We start from the raw sequence: 17670 nt of genomic DNA, 5'->3' as shown, positions 1-17670 counted from the left end.
TGGATGCCGGGAGAATCACATCAAAAAAAAGAGTCTGGGAGCGTATAAATGCCCTATAGGGTTTAATTGCTCAGCGCTGCACCATGCTGGAAATAATATTGATGCTCAATGCCAGTATGGTGGTGTTGAACATAAAGGAAAGCACCCCGTGCACCAGCGCGGTCCTCCTTATCTTCCTGTCCAGTATGGCGACATCGGACACCTGAAAGGTTGTGCCGATCACAAATGAGAAATAGACAAAGTCGAGATAGTCAGGTTCGCCTTTTCCGGGAAAATCAAGGCCGTTGAGCGAATAATGGAGATTGGCGTATTTGAAGGCGAACGTGGTATGGACCACCGCCCAGGCCGTTCCCACCGATGAGAGGGTCATCACCACATGCAGCGCCAGCTCGGAACCGGTCTTCTGATCGGCTGAAACATACAGCAGCAAGATGCCCAGAAGGCTTACGGCCGTTGTAAGGAGCATGAACAGGGACAGCACAGCGCGTCCCGAGTCCTGGTCTTTGGCACTTTTCTTGAGCTCATCCACGCGGCAGGTCAGGATGGTGAACCAGGAGAAGAACAGCTGGGTTAGGGAAAAAGCCAGCCATACCGCCATGATGTGCACCGAGGGCCTGCTGGTTCCGATCTCAAGGACAACGGCGGTGAGCAGTCCCGCCGAAGCGGAAATTGCCAGCCTTGACCTGTTGCTGAGCCGGTTTATAAATACTGTTCCATTCATAAGAAATTATTTTTATGGCTTGTGCCGGTTGTTTGAATGCTATTGGTAAATGTTCATATTTTCATCATAGATGGGACTTTCTATATTCAGAAAGTTCAGCACACTGTGGAAGACATGGTACTGGGATGCGGTTTTATCGGCTTTCAGTTTTTTTGAGCCGGGCGAAACCCAGACAATAAAAGGAATCTCAAACTGCTCCCTTGAAGCAATGCTCATCGGCAGGCCGTGCATGTAGAGATTTTTTTCGCCGAGCGACTCTCCGTGGTCCGAAACAAAAATCATAGTGCTGTCAAATTCCTTGAGCTCTTTCAGGTTCTGGATCACGCGGCTGAGCAGGTAATCGGTATAAACTATCGTATTGTCGTAGGCGTTCATCAGTTCCTGCTTTGAGCAGTCAGCAAGCTCGACGCTGGTGCAGACCGGATTGAAATACTGGAACGCCGGAGGGTACTTTTTGCTGTAGCTGGGGCCGTGGCTGGTGCTGGTATGCAGCACCAGAAATATCTTGTCCCTGCTGCTGGCCAGGATCTGCTCCCGGAAAAGGTTAAGCAGGACCTCGTCGTATGCGCATTCCCTGCCCGGACATGCAGCGCCTAGGTATTTCCGGTCCTGGTAATTTTTGATATGAAGCGGCGGCTCTCCCCAGTTGGCGGTCCTCCAGATGACCTCGACATCGTTACGGTACAGGTAGTTGGGCAGAATCTCATAAAGCTCATCGGTCTTTTTATGGTCCAGTATCGCCTTCACGCCGCCGGTGGTATAGGTTGCCGAGGAGACAGCATTGAAGATATGCAGGTTTTCAGTTTTGGAAAGCAGCGGATTGGTGTTCTTCGGATAGCCGTACAGCGAGAAATTGGCCCTTCTTGCGGATTCCCCGATGACCAGCACCACAATGGATTTCTTCCTGTCCCTGATGCGGGCATCGGGAAGCAGGATTTCCTTCTGGTTTTTATTGTACTGGTGCACGTAAAACAGGGAGGTGTTGACCGCATAAGACCATGGCATTGCAAGCCCTCCCAGCTTTTTGGAATTCTTGTCGATCCAAAGCCAGCCGGCTGAATTGATAAATACCAGCGCCAGCGCAATGAGCAGGCTGCCTGAGCAGAGCGCCGCAAACCTTTTAAGAGGCTCCTTTATGATCTTTATCCTCAAGAGCGCGGCCGAGGGAACTATCCCGAGCACGAGCACATAAAGCGCCAGCCTGATCGAAAAATAGGCGCTTGATTCAGCATAATTGGTGTTGAGGATATTCCCCACCATGCTTTCGTCTATGATCACGCTGTAGGAATTGATGAAATACAGGGCTGCCGCGCTGAGGGCAAAAAAGAGCGAAATGAGAATTCTGCCGAAAATTCCGGTAAGGTAAAGCAGCAGGTAAAAGACCAGGAAATCCAGCACCAGCATCAGCGCGATGAGGCTGGCGATGGTCATAATGCCGCTGAAACCCGCGTAATTCAGGTTCCCGACCACAAAAGAGAAGAAGGGGATATGGAAGAACAGGCAGTTGGCCAGGCTGATTAAGGCTGCCATGCGGGCTGCCGGTAGTTTACCTTTTAACATATGCGGCGGTAATTTTATATAGTGATATGGTCAAAACGAATAAAGACAGGCAGAATATGAAAAGGTGCTCCTGCATGATCCTGAAGGCCAGCGCAAGCCAGCATCCCGTGAAGGCAATGATGAAAAAGGGGTGGTATTTCCTGTTTCCGATCCATTTCCAGATGCGGTACCTTGTTGAGATAAATATGCCGGCAAGGGCGCAGAAGTAGCCTATGATGCCCCCGACAAGAACATCAATGGGGTAATGCGCTCCTAGGGCAACCCTTGTGAGGACAAGCGCGAGACCTGCTGACACAAAAAGTGTGCACCAAAAGATCCTGTTTATCAGCCTGGCAGGCATAAAGGCAAACATAAGGATGGAAAGCGCCGTAAAAATGGTGATGGAATGCCCTGAGGGCAGGCTGTTGTGCCCTGAGAGGGTTCTTCCGATTATGATAAAGCTGCCGTTGTCAAAAAAAGCTGCCGGCCTTGGGACATGAAAGAGCTTTTTCAGCACGCTGGAAAACAGGCAGGAAACCAGAAGGGCAGAGGCAAGAGACTCCCATATCTTAGGCGCGTGCAGCACAAAAATGCTCAGCAGCGACGCCACCACCAGCGTATTTCCGGTTTCGGTGAGATTGTACTGCATTTCAGGATATTGGGACAGGGTGGCATTCAGCATAAAGAAATATTCCCTCTGGATCAGGATATACGATTCGGCGCGCAGCGCATCGAGCATGAAAAGGAACGCGGCGATTAGCAGCAGCAGCACCGCAGGCAGGAAAAAAAGGGTAGGCCGCAGCCTTGAGAAGTTGAATGAAACATAAAGATCCAAAAGGGGATTGGCCTTTTCGGACGTGATTTTTTCGATGCCCCCATCGGCATTTTCGAGGAATAATTGGCGCATTTTCTAGGACTTTGTTAATCATTGTTTTACACTGGCTTAACCAGGGCAAAACATATCGATTCTTTTTTCCCGAAAGTTTACAATCCAATTTTGTAATCATCCTGAATTTTCATTTCACAGACTTTTATTTTGGATAATTTTAGTGTTTATTTGTTTGTATATCAGATTATTAAAAATATTTTAAAATTTTCAGAAGAGCAGCAAGTCTCTCAATGCGAGCAGTTTTTTTTCTGCCGATCCAATGCGTTTTAACATTCGCCGGCGCATTATTTTAACACTGAAATTTTGCATGCGCCGAATGTAAATAGGTATATTTGGATTTAGAATCCACCCAAGACCAACGGTCAGATCTTTCAAAATGGAAAAAGCGATACGACTAAAAGTGAGAAAAGATTTGGATGCCCGCCAGCAGCATACCATCCTTAGGCTCAAGGGCAGCCTGATTTCCAAAGGCTATACCGAGATTATCCACATCCTGGACAAGGATGAGGAGTTTCATATCAATACCTTTGAAACGCCATCTGAAAAGCAAGTCGAAGTTAAGCAGTATATCGCTGCATTTATAAATCAGGAAAACATCCTGGATACTGTAACGATCGAATAGGTTCAATTTTCAAATAAAAGCTGCTTCGGTTGTGAAGGCAGAAGCACTTTTTGGTTTTAAGGTTGCACATGCTGCAAATAATTGTAATTTTATAAAAAATCTTACTAAAAACTTTTGGCGCATTGATGAACATTGATTTTCTGGATGCAGGCTGTGCGGATGCCATCCATATTAATTTTAAAGGCACTGATGATAAAACGCACAACATCATAATTGACGGCGGCAGCGAGAAGAGCCGCCTTTATGAGTCAGGGCTCAGAAAGAGATTGCATGAAATAGCCAACGTCAGAAAAGAAATAATTGATATATGGATCATCACCCACATTGATGATGATCATATAGGCGGAATTCTCCGTCTTCTTAAAGATGCTGACCTTCTGAAAGCCGTGGATCTCTCCAGAACCACTTTCTGGTTCAATTATTCCAACTGGGACTATGACACCGGCATCCGGAGCAATAACTTAAAAAATGTCAAGCAGGGCATTACCCTTAGGGAGTACCTTGCAGCCCATTCACATGTAAAACAGGACATAACCGACAGCCACCCCCTGATTGATTTATGGGGAGCCAAATTGATTATCCTGTCTCCCGACAATGCAAAATACAATTCGCTTCTCAAGCTGTGGAAAAATGAGGAAGTGAAAATGAGGGATAAGGAGCCTTCATCTTTAAAAAGCATTAGAAATAATGACTACGGCAGGAGGATTGAAGATTTCGACACTTCCAGGGAAGTGAAGGATGTTTCGGTGGAAAACGGATCAAGCATAAGTTTTATGCTGCAGTTCAACGGCGAATCATTTCTGTTTACTGCCGACAGCCATCCTGATGTACTTGTCTCGGCTATCAGGAGAAAATTCGGAGGGCAGAAGATCAAGCTAAAGCATATGCAGATTCCCCATCACGGAAGCAGGTATAATACAAGCAATGCTCTACTGGAGCTGGTTGACTGCGAAAATTACATTATTTCAGCAGATGGATATAACCGTTCAAATCTGCCCAACAAGGAAACTTTAGTGAAAGTGCTTCGCGCCAATCCCGATAAAAACATCAATTTTTTTATCACGCAGGAAAATGAACTTACAAGGAACATTTTTAAAGCAGATCCAGAATTTAATACTAATCTAATATTTCCCCAGCCGGGAAACAGCCACCTTCACTTTGAAATAGGATGACAGCAGAGAAAGATTTTATAGTAAGAATTGAAAATCCCCAGGGATTCAGCAGCGGACTTATATATTCGCCGGCCGGCCAATCAGAAGAGGCCTATGTTTTTACGGCAAGACATGCTCTGGTTGGGGATAATGGGATTGCATGGGATTGCAATGAGCTGTCAGTCGGATTTCTTACTGATAATGGATGGTCTGAGTATAAGCTGCATGATGGGGATGTAATATTATTTGGCGAAAACAATGCAAGTGAAGATATAGGAGTACTGATAGTCAAAAAGCAATTCCTTCCCGTATCGCTTAACTATGATAAATGCCCTGAAATCTGCCTGGTGCCGGCTAAAGTCCATGAGCTTGAGATAACAGGTTTTCCTAAAGTGGTTCTTAATCAATTAAAAAGAACGCTGCACCATTTGATGCCCCTTAAGGATAGAGATTACGAAAGGCAGATACAGATTGAAGTATCAGATCCCCTGACCGGGGAGTACAATGACGACAACCTTGTGGAAGGCTATTCGGGAAGTCCGGTATTTGTTAAAGTGAATGACAGATATTTCTGCTGCGGCCTATTTCTTGCCTATGAGACAAAAAATAAAAGAATATTGGGGATCGATCTTTCTCTGGTAAATGATCTTCTGGCGTCAAGATCGCTGCCCCTTTTATCATTGCTGCAGATAGAGACAGACCCTACTGTGCTTGAAGCAGCTGAAAAGCTTAATGAAAATTCTTTCAGGGTGCTTTCAAGAATACGAGACAGCGTTGGAAAAGTCAACCTGCCGAGGACCGAAATTTCAGCCGCTGCTTTGGAAGTTATAAAAAACGGCAAGCTGGCAATATTTACAGGAAAGCCGGGAAGCGGAAAATCGGCGATGGTTAAGAAGATTTTGGATGGACTAAAAAGCGATTTTGAAATATTTGCTTTTCAGGGCGAGCAGCTGGACAAAAAAAGCATCGAGGAGATATTTGCAGATAAGCCCTTCTGCTTTGGCATATCCCTTTCAGAGGTTCTTGATTCCCCGCAATTCGGTAAAAAGAAAATTTTCCTTATAGATAGCATCGAAAAAATACTTGAAACGGATAATGCTGAGACAATATTGGATTTTTTTGAACTGCTTTTTAAAAGAGAGAATATTACATTAGTGTTTACCTGCAGGAGCTATGCGGCCGAGCATTTAAAAATCCGTTTTTTAAGGCAGTTTCCCGCTTTTCCCGATTTTGATGTGCCTGCGCTTGATGCAGCGGAGCTGGAATGCATCGCTGAGAGCTATCCGATGCTGAGAACGTTAGCAAAAAATAAATCCCTTTTGAAAGTTCTCCAGATTCCCTTTAATCTGGATAAGGCAGTGTCTTTACCTCAGAATTCGGTAAAAGATGATATTGATACTGAAGCAAGGTTCAAACAGATCATGTGGGAATATGTGATTGAAGGGCGCGAAAAGGAATCAGATCCCCGAAAAAGACAGCTGCGCGGTGAGACATTTATGGAAATTGCCCTGAAGAGGGCATCGGCAATGAGCGCATATGCAACTGTTGAGCACGCACGTGCTGACATACTTCACGAGCTGACCGCTGACCATATTATTGATCCCGAACCGGTATACAGAAGAAGCTTTGCGGCAGCTCATGACATCTATGAGGACTGGGCATTGACAAGGCATATTGACAGCAATTATCTGCAGTACATTGCTGAAGAGGACAATTACGGCGCTTTTTATGATGCAATAGGAACCGCTCCGGCAGTCCGGCGAGCCTTCAGAATCTGGATATCAGAAAAAATACAGGCAATGGACGGATCTGCAGGCCAGCTCGTAAAATCAACCCTCAACGATTCGGCAATCCAAAACTACTGGAAGGATGAAATATTAGTTGCTGTCATGCAGTCGCATTACAGCAGTGATTTTCTGCGGGAAAACAAGGATTTTCTATTTTTAGATCAGTTTAAATATTTCATAAGGATAATTTTTTTAGTTCGGGTTTCTTGCCAGAAGCCGGATTTTTCCCTCCTGAACGCATTGGATGTGGACAAAAGGACTCAGGTATATCACAATATCAATCTGGTTCCCTACGGTGAAGTATGGGCCAATCTCATTGAATTTATTTTCTTAAACCTGAATCTGCTGCAGCCACAGATGAGATTGATACTATCAATGCTGCTGCAGTGGGAGAAAGGCCTGAAAAAAAACGGACCGTTTCCTGCCGAGGCCGAGCATGCGGCTAAAATTTTAATATGGTTTTACAGTAATTTTACATCAGGTGTCCCATCTGGCCAGGGAAGGGCTAAAACTGAGAATCTTGAAAATGGAATATTAATGCTTTTCCGTCTGTCTGACTTTGTCAAAGATGAATTGAAATCATTAATAGAGGATGCGTTTAGAAATAAAAACAGGGATGCTGATTTTGAAAGTACAGATAGCTGTCCTGCTGTCTGTGGTATGGGACGTCCGTGATATGGTAGAGGTAGGAAAACACGCTATAAAGCAGTTTTGCATTTCTTTTGTACTTCGCATCGTGGCTCATCCAATAAAGCGGTTCGACGGGTATGTAATACAGGGTCGTGCCTGTATCGTGGGTCTCCTCGCTGACAAGGCAGGTTTCCGCCCCTTCCTGCATCAGACTGATTTCGGGGCAGTCCGTGAACTGCATTTTCAGCTTTCGCTCTGCATCCCACAACGACAGTGCTAAATTGTAAGGGTATTCAAAGTATTCGGTCTGCATGGGAATGATGCCGTAATGGCTTGTGAGATGCGCAAGGGATTTGTAGAACTGCGGCTGCATTTTGCTGAGTTCCGTACGCGGCTGTACAGTTTTGGTCTGCTCCAGTTTGGGCAGGAATGTAACTCTCAGAAAATTATCGGAAGCATTCCGATAGGGACTGATTTTGCTCTGTCTTTCTGAATTTCGCCCGCATCTTTGGGTCTGTGCATCCAAGCCATGAAATTTCCCAGCTGTTCGTGCAGCTGTCTTTGTCTTTTCTGCCGTGGAAGGCTTATTGTGCCTGCTATCGTTTTTTTCTGCATGGTTCATTGTCTTTAATTTAGGTTATCCTTTTGTTCCCATTACGGTTTCGAATCTGTATTCCACCGCATCGTCCCTGATGACTGGCGCTGAAATTTTGCAGGTTGTCAGGATAGGGTATGTCGGGGCGTAGAAATTCAGCACCGCCTCGACGCTCCATCTAGGTTCGGGGTCGCTCAGCCTTATCTGCTGACCCTTTTCGATGATTATAAAAACCCGCTGTAAGTGTGTTGCTAGTAACATATCGCTGTATTTTTAGTATTAGTATTGCTCTTGGTCTTCTTCGTCTTCCTCATATTCCTGCTCCTCAAAGGACATTTCCTCATCGGGCTGAATCTCTGCATGTTCTGGATAGAGCGCCTCTTTGGGCGGTTCAGGCTTTTCCTGCCCAGCCTCGAAGAGGCTTGGAGTTGAGAACCTGTCGGACAGGGAGGTTCTCTTTCTGCGTATCTCGTCGGCTTTGTCGGGAAACTCCGCCGCTTCGGGAACTTTCATCCATGCCTCACGGAATCTTCCCTGCTTCTCGAGTTCCTCTGCCTTTGCCATTGCATCGCTGAACTTTTTGTCTTTTGCTTGGTGCTGTTTTCTCTCCGCATCGGCTTTTTCCTTCTCCTTTGCAGAATGCTTTTTTGCCTGCTCCAATTGTTTCATAAAGGATTCCATATCGGTCATCAGTCCCGAAGCGCTCTGCATCGGGGCGGTGATGGTCTGAAAGAAACCGCTGTCGAGTTCTTCCGCTGTTCCCCTCAGGTTGAGCGGGGGGATGATGTTTTTAGCATTGTCCCCGCAGGCTTCGTTTTTAAGCATGACCGATACGACAAGGATGCCGTCGGTCGATTTTGCGATGGTCAGGTGCAGATCCCCTGCAATGTCCATCTGTCTTATCTGATTGAAAAAATTGCTGTTCATGGCTGTAGATTTTTAATGTCCGTATTTTGTCGGCTTCACATATTGAGAAACTGTAAGGCGACTGCTTTGCAGACAGTCGCCCATCTTTTTTTAATTCAGCATCAGCGCCTTATCGCCGTCCACGGCAAAAGAGGTGCATAGTTCGAAGGCTTTCTGCGATTTCAGCTGTGCCGTTCCGCCCATCATGATGGACTGCAGTTTGGCTTCATCGTCCTTGTAGGTGCGCACGTTCTGATAATATCCCGTCACGGCATTGTAAGCACCGTAGAGCGTGCCTTTTGCGGTTTCCATCTGTTGGGTGTCGCTTGCCATGGCATAGGCAAAAGCATTTTCCACGGTGTTTCTGAAAATGGCGGAGACGGCATCATCTGCGCCAGTTTTAAGCATTTCCAGAGTTTCCCTGTTCGGGCATAATGCCAACTGAATCAGCTTTTTGACCTCTGAATCCGTAACTTTTACTTTAGCCCAATGGTTGAAGATGTCCTGCAGCTGAATGCTTAGCGTGTTTGCCAGTCCCATGACCTTGTGCGCATCATCAAGGCGCTGTTTTGCTCCCGAAGTGTGTCGGATGCGCACCACGTTGCTCATGTTGCGGAGCGAGGCGTTAAGGGTGTTTTGGCATACGATTCGTATAGGCGTGAAGGCTGCGGTAATGCTTCCGCTTCCATCGTGGGAGGTGGTCAGGAAAATATACTTTTCTGTCACATCATCCCCGCTGCCGACCCTTATGTAATCGGGAAGCTTTGCAGTTATGAAAATGCGTTCCCCGTTGCCCAAAGCTCCTGCGGTCTCGTACAGGATGCCTTCGCTGCCGCCGACTATGGCGTCAAAGAAGCTGAACGCTTCACGGTTCTGTACGATATGGTAGTCTTTGCCGACTACACCCAAAACCGTATTGCTGTCGGTGCGGATGGTGGAAAAATAATCGGGAACGTGCAGTTCTGCGCGTGCCGTCACAGTACCGTCCTGCATTTCCTCCTTTGCCAAGGCTTTGGTGTATAAAGGCGTTTTGGCGACCTCGTAATCCAATTGGGCGTGTCTGATGGCTTCTGCGCTTGTCGGATATTCCTGCACCGTCTTTCCGAGATTGTGCCATGCTTTCTGCTTTACGCTGAAAAATGAATAATTCCCTGTGCTGCTGTTGTAATTGATATTGTGTGCCATGATAATTGATTTAAAGTTAAACTTGATATTAATTCCTATGTGCGCCTTAAAATGGAAGGTCTTCCTCAGGCTCCTGCACCGTAGGTTTACTGCTTTGGGTCTGCGTTGTCGTTTCCGCGGTCTGCGCTTTTTTTACTCCTCCGTGCAGTTTAATCTGCGAGGTGTTGAAATTCAGACCCGCATGCAGTTCCCCGTCGCTTCCTTTCCACGCTCTTGCGCTTACCCTGCCTGACAGTTCTACAAGCGTGCCTTTCGTCAGGATGTCCGCTACCTTCGGGCTAATCCAGTAGGCGCAGTCGAAGTAGGTGGTCTGTTCCACTCGTTCGCCCTCCTTGCTTCTGTAGCTCTCGTTGGTTGCTATTGAAAAATTCACGACCTGTCTGTTTCCTGACAATGTTCTTACCTCTGCGTCTTTTGTTAATCTTCCGATGATGTTCATGATTTCTAATTTTTAAGGATTATTTTTTTTAAATTTTATTTATTCGGCAATGACGAGGTGGAGCTGTTTTGTTTCATTTTCCGCTTTCAATATTTTATTTCTCATTGCTGACATTTTTTTTATTCGTTTAAAGAGCCGGTGTATGCTATGTTTTGTTTCATGAGCATAAAAAGGTTAGTGTTTAGCAGAAGCAAGGCTTTGATGAAAAATACGACCCGCACGGGTGGAGATTTTATATCAAATCCGCTGGACATGGCCTTGCTTCTGGGTTAAGAACACGGAGATACCTTTGCTCCTGAAATAAGACAGAAGCATACGGGCTTTTGAAAAAAAAATAGAAGGGAAGCCATGAGGTTTGGATGTTGAATGGGGATTTAATGCTGTTTACTATTTATAATTAAATTATGTATGGTATCGTTTTGAAAAACAAGTATTTATACCTGTTGTCTGTTTGTTGTTTTCTCTATATTTATTGTGTGTTTTGCGTTTGCCATTTTTCTTGATTTAGAATTATTAATAATTGGGCGCAGATTTGAATTCCTAGAGATTCGATACCTGAATTAACCTACAGATGAATATTGGTTGCATCATAAATTTTAAGTGTCTTTTAATCTGATTTGTTATGGGAGAAAATTATAAAATAGAACTGGCGGAAGCTGTTGAGATGGCTAAACATGAACTTTATGGTATTCCTGGAGTCATAAATATTGAGCAGGGCTTTAGATTTAAAAATGGATGGATTACGGACGAAGAGGTGATTTCTGTGGAAGTTGCGGAAAAAATCAATGAAAAGACGCTGCTTGAACTGGCAGTGAAACCTCTGCCTGCAGAGTTCAAGGGATACGGAATTGATGTGGTGGAGGCTGGATTCGAACAGCAGCTTAAATATCTGGGTGTGGATGTAAGCTTTTGGGCTGCGCCAAAGCCAGGCAATTATCGTGAGCCTGTAAATGTTACGCTGCCCCGCGTTGTTGAGTATATGGAAGCGGTTTTTCATGTTAGTCCTGATTCCGGATGGCCAAATCTGAAGAATTTTCTTAAAAGAGTAAGCAGCAGGCTTACTGCAACCATGTACGAGTGGGATGCTGACCACATTACTTCGGCAATTTTTGAGGCTGTGCAAAACTGCAACGGGACCCTTAGAATGGTTACCCAAAATGATGGCACTGATAAAGCTGTGAATAATATGAAGAGCCGTCTAGGGAGTAAATTTGAGCATGTTTGGTCATCTGTAGGAAGCGGCAAATTAATTGCGAGCGACTATCATATAAAAGTAGCCGCGCGAGATGATGAGGAGTTCTGGCTGAGCAGCGGAAATTGGAAGAATTCGAACCAGGCAGATATTGATCCGGCAGGCAAGGGCGTGACCATTCCCGGACCGCTTTCCAAACATAACCGGGAGTGGAATGTGGTAATAAAAAATTCCACACTGGCTACCATTTTCAGAAAGTACATAGATTGGGATTATCAGGAAGCGCTGCGTGTTCCTTTCGATGTAAAAGAAAAGCTCGCAAATTCCTATGTCTTTATCCCTAAAGGGCTCTGTCCTCCTGTACCGCCAGTAGTAAGATATTTTAATCCGTTGACAGTTAAGCGTGTACTTGATGTGCAGCCTTTACTGACTCCGGATAAGAATTCTGAGGGCCAGCGCATGTTCCTCTATCATGCGACAGAAATGGTTAAAAGCGCAAAGATTAGCATTGATATTGAAAACCAATCTTTTTCATTATTGGAGAACAACGATCCAGTTTATGAAAGCTTTTACAGGGCGGTTGTCGAAAAGCAGAACAGTGGTGTGGCTGTGAGGATAATTTTCAGGGATCCGCGGGAATTTGGTCCTAAAGGCCAGGCTGGTCTGGTTAAAACGCTTACAAGGCTTAAAAAATTTGGCTTTAATACTGATAATATAAAAGTACAGTGCCGATGCCATACCAAAGCAATAATTGTTGATTCTTCTGACGAGGCCAATGCTCAGGTTTTGTTCGGAAGCCATAATTTAACCACTACGGGAGCCATGTACAACAGGGACGCCAGCCTATTGATAAGAGACAAGGCAGTGGCGTTCTATTTTCAGGAGATTTTTGATTTCGACTGGAGTACTTTAGCGGTTCAGCAAACTGGCGAAAGCCTGACTGCTGTAAATCTTGCTTTAGCATCAGAAGCGGCGCCGGAAGGATTTAGAAAGGTTCTGCTTTCTGAAATTTTAGGAGAAGCTTAGGTAAATTAAGCAGATTTATGATTTTTCAAAATCTAAAACTTCGCAAGACGATTACCTTTACTATAAAAGCCTGGCAAAATCCAGGATCTTGCCGCCGTTTATAGCTGCTCCAAGGTTAATTGGCAACTGCGTCTTTACAATCTTTTTCTTTTTGATCGGCACTCTTTCTATTTCTCCTTCAGCGGTGTATTGCGGTCCCTCGTATAAAATCCCAAGCAGGATTACCCGATATTTTAGAAGATAATGGTTTTCATTTCGATCCATATATTGGCCGATATTGTAGATAATGATTGGCGAACCGCTTGAACCAGGAAAGCACGCTGCGTCAATTAAAAATTCATCACAGCCAAGATAAGGGAGTCTGGGGCTGGTTGCAGTAATTCCTTTTCTGACAATGGGTTTATTGTTATGGTCATCCCAAATGTTTTCAGGATATCCTACCATAATTATTTCTTCGATGGCGCATAAGTTTTCAATTTCCTGTTTAGAGGGGATATGGCTGGAGTCGAAAGCTCCGTAAAAAAAATCTTCTTTTAATAAGTGTTTGATTGATTTTATCGGCAGTATGCATAAATCGACCTCAGGGTCGGGATGGGCAATCCAGTGCGATTGGAAGTCTTCAAGGAAAATTGTCAAATGTTCAGTGTTAATTGGATCTCCATTTTGGTCTTTTTTGGTTAAGGTAAACTGACCGTTCTGGACTCCATCTACCACATGCCAGTTGGTTACTATTGCCAGGCTGTCCAGTGTTTCTGGAGTTTGCGGATCGAAATCAAAGAAAAAACCGGTACCGGTTCCGCCATTTTGGTCAAAAGTTTCTATTCTGACAGTTGCAGACGTGATTAGATCGGCAACTGAAAGATCGTTGGAATTCTTGTTTGAAGTTTCTTTTGTCATTTATTTTAAAATTTCATAGGGATTGGTTATTTGCAAAACCGCTGAAGCGATCAGCTGTAAGCAAGCTAGTTGTGGCTGGAATATTTAATGTAGGCTTCAACTTCATGATGGAGCCTAATTATATCTGCGATGAATTTGGATGCTGTTGAATTCCGCTTTCCGAGCAGTGATCTGGCTATTGAACCTTCCGCAGCGCCTCCTTCACCTTGTCCGCTGTAAAGCAGATTCTTTTTTATCTTATTTTTCAAAGATATTAATTCATCTGGAACAGGAGCGCGCAGAGCGCACCTTATCTCAAGTTCAGATTCAATTAATCTTTCCTTTGCGTTGCCTTTTCCAATGCAGATTTTATAAATTGCTGCGGAGCTTTTGCCAATAAAATAATTAAAACTCGGATTCATAATACCATAGCTATTCCGTTTAAAAAAATAAATTGCTGATTATTGTGTTTTTAGAATCGTTTAAAGATATTAAGCAACAATTCGGGCCTGCATTATGTATTGATCATGAGCCGCAGCTTGGCCAAAACTCAAGAGGCTGTTTATCTGCTGGATTCTATTGTAAATATACTTTTTATAAATTACAAAAACAGCTATCTCTCGTTCATAGACAAGAACTTCCGTATTATGCCAGAGAAAGCCGCAATAGGCATCATCTCATTTTATTAAAATAAATTTCTTCCTAGTGTATTTATAATCTAAACGGATAGGAAGATGGAAAATGAGACTGGTTACAATGAATCGAAAATTACAACAGAAAAAGCACTACAAATGCTTAAATCTGAAGGCTTGGAGGTGACTTTTGAACAGGCGGAGGAAATCTTGTATTTCTTGAGAAAAATTGCTAATATCGCTGTGTTGAAACATTTAAATAAAACAGAATGAGTAAGATAGCAGATTTATATATCAGAGTGAGCACCGATGAGCAGGCTGAGAAAGGCTTCTCGCAGCGCAATCAGGAAGAGATGCTTAGAAAGTACTGCAGCATCAACAGAATTCAGATACGCAATGTGATCTACGAAGACCATTCGGCAAAAACTTTCAACAGGCCGCAATGGAAAAAATTTCTCGCCGACATAAAAAAGCACAAAAATAAAATAAGCCTGGTTCTTTTTATGAAATGGGACAGGTTCAGCCGCAATGCGGGCGATGCTTATCAGATGATAAATCAATTAAGGGTTTTAGGGGTCGAACCGCAGGCAATTGAACAGCCGTTAGATTTAAGCGTTCCGGAAAACAAAATGATGCTCGCCTTTTATCTCGCTGCGCCTGAGGTTGAAAACGACCGCAGGGCATTAAATACGTTTCAGGGGCTAAGAAGAGGAAAAAAAGAGGGCAGGCATATGGGGATGGCGCCTTACGGTTATACAAATAAGGTAACCGAAGATGGAAAAAAGTACATTGCAGTTGTGGCGGAAAAAGCTGCGAACGTAGTTTGGGTATATGAACAGATTGCTAAGAATATTTTCAGTACCGAATCAATATATCAGACTGCCAAAGAAAAGGGCATGGGAATCTCCAAGAATAACATGTGGCTGATTATAAGAAATCCGCTGTACTGCGGAATGATAGTAGTTCCAAAGTATCGCGATGAGGAGGAAAGGCTTGTTAAGGGGCAGCATGATGCAATAATCAGCCAAGATCTGTTCTATAAAGTTCAGGATATACTCAACAGTAAAGCACGGACCTACAGGCCAAAAATCAAGACAATTGAGAATTTTCCGCTCAGGGGCTTTTTTGTCTGTCCTGAATGCGGGCAGAAATTGGGAGGCAGCAAGTGCAGGGGGAGAAGCAGAGACTACTACTATTACCACTGCGATAAATTATGCAAGTGGAGGGTAAATTCCGAAATGGCCAATAGTGTATTTAAAGGGCATTTAAATAAGTTCAAGCCTTTGGTCGAAGTAAGAAAATTATACAGTGCAGTTCTGCTTGAAGCATACAGAGAACATACAGGATTAGTTATAAATGAGAAAAAGAAATCCTTGGAACAGATTGGGGTTTACGAAAAAAAACTGGCTGTTGCCAGAAACCTGCTGGTTACCGAGAAGATAGATGCCGATGACTATCATTTAATGAAGACAGAATACAATGCTGAGATCAGCAGGCTTGAAAATGAGATTGGAAATGTGGATGAAGACAGAGCCAATATTGAATCTTTAATGAACACAGGACTGCAAAACCTAATAAAACTCGGCGAGGCCTTTGGTGACGGGTCTTTAGTGGATTCCAGAGAGATAATCGGTTTAATTTTTCCTGAAAATTTCACATTTCAAAACAATAAAATCCAAACCGGTAGGGTCAACGAAATGTTCAAGTGTATCTATCTGGTAAACAATAGATTACGGGCAAAAAAAAACGGAACAAAAGATGATATTTTTCTTTTGTCCCGAGTAGTGACCTCGACTGGATTCAAACCAGTAACCTCTTGAGCCGTAATCAAGTGCGCTATTCAGTTGCGCCACGAGGCCTTTTTTCTCAGTTAAACTACATTTAGTAGCTTTACTTGAGCGCTTATCGCGGCTGCAAAGATAGACATAAATGTGAGATAAACAAGGAAAACAGCCCTGATAGGACAGATTTTTTTTATGTGGTTTTGAAACAGGATTTTCTATAAACGTTTATCATGATTAATGCTTTGAAAAGCAGATAAATAGCTAAATATCCTTTAAAACCAATAAGGAGTTATGTATCCATCCAATTTCTTTTTTACTGCCACCATCCGAATTAACGACGTCTTTTTTATCATTTACCAGATAAACTTTGTTCCAGGAACCGTTGGTTTCAATGAGGCCTACCTCATAATCCTTTTTCAGACTTTTTATAGGCGTATTTTCTTTTGAGGGACCACTTCTAAAATTAGTTCCGTTTTCTGTGACCTTAAAGATTTTTCCAACAGTATCTGTTTTTCCAAATACGGCAATTTTAAAGTCGTCCCATGGGAATGCCGGTCCCGGATCGGGTTTTCGAGCCGGTGAAATATCATCGTGACCAATAGCCGTAGTGAGTTCATATTGACTGATCAGTAAGCCGGATAGTTTGTATACGGCATCTAATTGTGCTTTGGGGAATTTAAACCAAAGATGATTGTCAGGATCGGTCCAAAATTTGTGTTTATGGTTACCCACATGCAGTTTTGATGCAATAGTAGCGGGGTAGGTCTTGTAAACCGGTTTTTTATTTTTGTCTGTCCCAACACGTCGGCGGTAGCTGCCGTCGGTTAATTTTTCTAAGTAGCCGGGATTAACAATTTCGATCCCTATGGAATGATCATTAAATCCGGATACTTTATCCCACACGCTGTAACCGGCATGATTGGCTCTTCGGTTAAAGGGAACCAATTGTGTAATACTACCATCAACATCTACCACAATATGCGCTGCAATTCGGTCCGGATTTCCTTTGTCTTGCGGGGTCATAAACCAATTTAAAGCAGATTCTGCAGTATCGCCGGCAGTATAATGAATAACCAAAAACTTAGGAACAATAGTATAACGGGCGTTTGGAGAAACCAGTTTTTTTATTTTATCTGTGACTGTATCGGGAACCAGCCAATCTTTTTTTATTTCCATGATCACTTTCATTTTTAAAATTAATACTGTTTTATTTGTCTAACATTCAGTTCAGGGTATAAAAAATAGAATATGAGTATTTCTAATCAGCATATTTGAATAGTTGTATTAGCAGTTTAGGGTAGGGGCGTGCAGCTTTTACGTTTTACTTTTTCATTAAAACTTTACGATTTTGCAACTCTTAGAGATTTTTACTTCTCCACAACTTTTGGACTTGGTCCACAAAAGACTCAAAAGGAAGGCGTATAGTGTATTTTCTTTCTCTTTATAATACGAAAGAAAAAAGATTCAAAGAAGAATTTACAGTTTACAGATTGCGATCGAGCCATCTGTAACTTATTCAAAAATAACACTATACAAGAAATTATAAAAGGGGGTTTATACCCTTTTTAACTTACTTCATTCAAAAAGAGGCAAAAAAAAGGAACATCTTTTAGAATGTTCCTTTATAAAATGCCTTTTTCTCAATAAAGCCAGACCGATGTTAGTGGTAGCAGCCTTGTTTGTATTTGAGATTTTT

General features: G+C 43.4%; 17 protein-coding genes and 1 tRNA gene. 6 read left to right on the top strand and 12 right to left on the bottom strand.

From position 1 onward, the window contains the following. Nucleotides 1-70: 70 nt before the first annotated feature. From ACHRV5_RS01870 to ACHRV5_RS01860, 3 genes are read right to left on the bottom strand one after another with little or no spacing between them, the layout of a single operon-like run. Nucleotides 71-721 carry a DUF1345 domain-containing protein gene (locus ACHRV5_RS01870; protein ID WP_084607887.1) on the bottom strand — a complete coding sequence of 217 codons (651 nt, stop codon included), beginning with the start codon at nt 719-721 and terminating at the stop codon, nt 71-73. Nucleotides 722-760: 39 nt separating this feature from the next. After that, on the bottom strand, nt 761-2281 hold the full coding sequence (gene eptA, locus ACHRV5_RS01865; protein ID WP_041515739.1) for a phosphoethanolamine--lipid A transferase EptA: 1521 nt from the start codon (nt 2279-2281) through the stop codon (nt 761-763). Next, the gene (locus ACHRV5_RS01860; protein ID WP_084607888.1) at nt 2268-3167 is read right to left on the bottom strand and encodes a phosphatase PAP2 family protein; all 900 of its coding nucleotides are present in this window, start codon (nt 3165-3167) and stop codon (nt 2268-2270) included. Before ACHRV5_RS01860 ends, eptA begins: the two co-directional genes overlap by 14 nt. Nucleotides 3168-3525: 358 nt before the next feature. On the opposite strand from ACHRV5_RS01860, the gene ACHRV5_RS01855 reads away from it, so the two are divergent. The 3 genes from ACHRV5_RS01855 to ACHRV5_RS01845 all read left to right on the top strand — a co-directional run bounded on the left by ACHRV5_RS01855 (nt 3526) and on the right by ACHRV5_RS01845 (nt 7384). Further along, nucleotides 3526-3771, top strand: a complete 246-nt coding sequence (locus ACHRV5_RS01855; protein WP_041515741.1) for a hypothetical protein — start codon at nt 3526-3528, stop codon at nt 3769-3771. 125 nt (nt 3772-3896) lie between these two features. Next, on the top strand, nt 3897-4943 hold the full coding sequence (locus ACHRV5_RS01850) for an MBL fold metallo-hydrolase (RefSeq protein ID WP_041515742.1): 1047 nt from the start codon (nt 3897-3899) through the stop codon (nt 4941-4943). Then, nucleotides 4940-7384 carry an ATP-binding protein gene (locus ACHRV5_RS01845; RefSeq protein ID WP_395425555.1) on the top strand — a complete coding sequence of 815 codons (2445 nt, stop codon included), beginning with the start codon at nt 4940-4942 and terminating at the stop codon, nt 7382-7384. Before ACHRV5_RS01850 ends, ACHRV5_RS01845 begins: the two co-directional genes overlap by 4 nt. Here ACHRV5_RS01845 and ACHRV5_RS01840 read toward each other — a convergent pair. The 5 genes from ACHRV5_RS01840 to ACHRV5_RS01820 form a co-directional block, all read right to left on the bottom strand. Continuing rightward, the gene (locus tag ACHRV5_RS01840; RefSeq protein WP_395425554.1) at nt 7308-7961 is read right to left on the bottom strand and encodes a hypothetical protein; all 654 of its coding nucleotides are present in this window, start codon (nt 7959-7961) and stop codon (nt 7308-7310) included. The genes ACHRV5_RS01845 and ACHRV5_RS01840 overlap by 77 nt on opposite strands. A gap of 15 nt (nt 7962-7976) precedes the next feature. After that, nucleotides 7977-8195 carry a PRTRC system protein C gene (locus tag ACHRV5_RS01835; RefSeq protein WP_395425553.1) on the bottom strand — a complete coding sequence of 73 codons (219 nt, stop codon included), beginning with the start codon at nt 8193-8195 and terminating at the stop codon, nt 7977-7979. Between the two features lie 18 nt (nt 8196-8213). Further along, nucleotides 8214-8861 (bottom strand): PRTRC system protein E, encoded by a 648-nt coding sequence (locus ACHRV5_RS01830; RefSeq protein WP_395425552.1) that lies wholly within the window; start codon nt 8859-8861, stop codon nt 8214-8216. Between the two features lie 90 nt (nt 8862-8951). Further along, nucleotides 8952-10025, bottom strand: a complete 1074-nt coding sequence (locus tag ACHRV5_RS01825) for a DUF932 domain-containing protein (protein WP_395425551.1) — start codon at nt 10023-10025, stop codon at nt 8952-8954. Nucleotides 10026-10071: 46 nt separating this feature from the next. Then, a complete protein-coding gene (locus ACHRV5_RS01820; protein ID WP_129022498.1) occupies nt 10072-10464 on the bottom strand; it encodes a single-stranded DNA-binding protein in 393 nt (130 codons plus the stop codon). Nucleotides 10465-11086: 622 nt separating this feature from the next. Between ACHRV5_RS01820 and ACHRV5_RS01815 the strand changes: the two genes are divergently transcribed. Further along, nucleotides 11087-12682 carry a phospholipase D-like domain-containing protein gene (locus tag ACHRV5_RS01815; RefSeq protein ID WP_395425550.1) on the top strand — a complete coding sequence of 532 codons (1596 nt, stop codon included), beginning with the start codon at nt 11087-11089 and terminating at the stop codon, nt 12680-12682. A gap of 60 nt (nt 12683-12742) precedes the next feature. On the opposite strand, the gene ACHRV5_RS01810 is transcribed toward ACHRV5_RS01815, so the two are convergent. Both ACHRV5_RS01810 and ACHRV5_RS01805 read right to left on the bottom strand, forming a co-directional pair. Next, nucleotides 12743-13579 (bottom strand): serine protease, encoded by an 837-nt coding sequence (locus ACHRV5_RS01810; protein WP_089054017.1) that lies wholly within the window; start codon nt 13577-13579, stop codon nt 12743-12745. 65 nt (nt 13580-13644) lie between these two features. After that, nucleotides 13645-13980: a hypothetical protein gene (locus ACHRV5_RS01805; protein ID WP_089054018.1), complete on the bottom strand. Its 336-nt coding sequence runs from the start codon at nt 13978-13980 to the stop codon at nt 13645-13647. A 312-nt stretch (nt 13981-14292) separates the two neighbouring features. On the opposite strand from ACHRV5_RS01805, the gene ACHRV5_RS01800 reads away from it, so the two are divergent. Both ACHRV5_RS01800 and ACHRV5_RS01795 read left to right on the top strand, forming a co-directional pair. Next, nucleotides 14293-14463, top strand: coding sequence for a hypothetical protein (locus tag ACHRV5_RS01800; RefSeq protein WP_165765108.1), 171 nt, complete (start codon nt 14293-14295; stop codon nt 14461-14463). After that, a complete protein-coding gene (locus ACHRV5_RS01795; protein WP_395425549.1) occupies nt 14460-16010 on the top strand; it encodes a recombinase family protein in 1551 nt (516 codons plus the stop codon). Before ACHRV5_RS01800 ends, ACHRV5_RS01795 begins: the two co-directional genes overlap by 4 nt. Here the strand turns inward: ACHRV5_RS01795 and ACHRV5_RS01790 are convergent. Further along, nucleotides 15976-16049, bottom strand: a tRNA-Arg gene (locus ACHRV5_RS01790). The genes ACHRV5_RS01795 and ACHRV5_RS01790 overlap by 35 nt on opposite strands. A gap of 186 nt (nt 16050-16235) precedes the next feature. Continuing rightward, complete coding sequence (locus ACHRV5_RS01785) at nt 16236-17150, bottom strand: N-acetylmuramoyl-L-alanine amidase (RefSeq protein ID WP_047775332.1); 915 nt, start codon at nt 17148-17150, stop codon at nt 16236-16238. Nucleotides 17151-17670 lie beyond the last annotated feature (520 nt).

The organism is Flavobacterium sp. FlaQc-52 (assembly GCF_044007495.1).
GTDB lineage: Bacteria > Bacteroidota > Bacteroidia > Flavobacteriales > Flavobacteriaceae > Flavobacterium > Flavobacterium cupriresistens.
This window is presented reverse-complemented; position numbering and strand designations above follow the sequence as displayed.

Bases quoted from the DNA above. Each gene is read 5' to 3' on its own strand.
- ACHRV5_RS01800 (WP_165765108.1), top strand. From the start codon at position 14,293: ATGGAAAATGAGACTGGTTACAATGAATCGAAAATTACAACAGAAAAA.
- ACHRV5_RS01810 (WP_089054017.1), bottom strand. From the start codon at position 13,579: ATGACAAAAGAAACTTCAAACAAGAATTCCAACGATCTTTCAGTTGCC.
- ACHRV5_RS01795 (WP_395425549.1), top strand. From the start codon at position 14,460: ATGAGTAAGATAGCAGATTTATATATCAGAGTGAGCACCGATGAGCAG.
- ACHRV5_RS01855 (WP_041515741.1), top strand. From the start codon at position 3,526: ATGGAAAAAGCGATACGACTAAAAGTGAGAAAAGATTTGGATGCCCGC.
- ACHRV5_RS01840 (WP_395425554.1), bottom strand. From the start codon at position 7,961: ATGAACCATGCAGAAAAAAACGATAGCAGGCACAATAAGCCTTCCACG.
- ACHRV5_RS01850 (WP_041515742.1), top strand. From the start codon at position 3,897: ATGAACATTGATTTTCTGGATGCAGGCTGTGCGGATGCCATCCATATT.
- ACHRV5_RS01845 (WP_395425555.1), top strand. From the start codon at position 4,940: ATGACAGCAGAGAAAGATTTTATAGTAAGAATTGAAAATCCCCAGGGA.
- ACHRV5_RS01785 (WP_047775332.1), bottom strand. From the start codon at position 17,150: ATGGAAATAAAAAAAGATTGGCTGGTTCCCGATACAGTCACAGATAAA.
- ACHRV5_RS01830 (WP_395425552.1), bottom strand. From the start codon at position 8,861: ATGAACAGCAATTTTTTCAATCAGATAAGACAGATGGACATTGCAGGG.
- eptA (WP_041515739.1), bottom strand. From the start codon at position 2,281: ATGTTAAAAGGTAAACTACCGGCAGCCCGCATGGCAGCCTTAATCAGC.
- ACHRV5_RS01805 (WP_089054018.1), bottom strand. From the start codon at position 13,980: ATGAATCCGAGTTTTAATTATTTTATTGGCAAAAGCTCCGCAGCAATT.
- ACHRV5_RS01820 (WP_129022498.1), bottom strand. From the start codon at position 10,464: ATGAACATCATCGGAAGATTAACAAAAGACGCAGAGGTAAGAACATTG.
- ACHRV5_RS01870 (WP_084607887.1), bottom strand. From the start codon at position 721: ATGAATGGAACAGTATTTATAAACCGGCTCAGCAACAGGTCAAGGCTG.
- ACHRV5_RS01825 (WP_395425551.1), bottom strand. From the start codon at position 10,025: ATGGCACACAATATCAATTACAACAGCAGCACAGGGAATTATTCATTT.
- ACHRV5_RS01860 (WP_084607888.1), bottom strand. From the start codon at position 3,167: ATGCGCCAATTATTCCTCGAAAATGCCGATGGGGGCATCGAAAAAATC.
- ACHRV5_RS01815 (WP_395425550.1), top strand. From the start codon at position 11,087: ATGGGAGAAAATTATAAAATAGAACTGGCGGAAGCTGTTGAGATGGCT.
- ACHRV5_RS01835 (WP_395425553.1), bottom strand. From the start codon at position 8,195: ATGTTACTAGCAACACACTTACAGCGGGTTTTTATAATCATCGAAAAG.